The following is a 359-nucleotide window of genomic DNA, read 5'->3' as shown; positions in this document are numbered from 1 at the left end:
CGTCATCTCCACATCGCTGCAGCTTCGGATCCTCAAAATTAAAATCGGTCACAATGATCTCCCCGTCGTCACACGAAAATAATATAGTGGCAGCAAATATCAGGCTCAGGACTTTTCTCATAAGGAGGGTTTTCAGCAAAATTAAGGGTAATATATAATTTAAGAGAGACTTCATTAAATTATTTTAATTCACCTATTTTTGTACACCATGAAAAAAGTCTACTTTGATAACGCCGCAACCACTCAAATTCGTGAGGAAGTGGTGGATAAAATGGCAGTTGTGATGAAGGAGGTCTACGGAAATCCTTCTTCAACTCATGCCTTTGGCCGCAGCGCAAAAACACTAATTGAGCAGGCAA

1 protein-coding gene is annotated in these 359 nt (G+C 40.1%); it reads left to right on the top strand.

The window, feature by feature from the left end:
* Nucleotides 1-208 precede the first annotated feature (208 nt).
* On the top strand, nucleotides 209-359 hold a 151-nt coding region (locus HC176_RS17785), incomplete at its 3' end, for an aminotransferase class V-fold PLP-dependent enzyme (protein ID WP_167920335.1).

Source organism: Tamlana crocina (assembly GCF_012037625.1).
The sequence above is the reverse complement of the archived record's forward strand: the minus strand, read 5'-3'. Positions and strand labels throughout refer to the sequence as shown.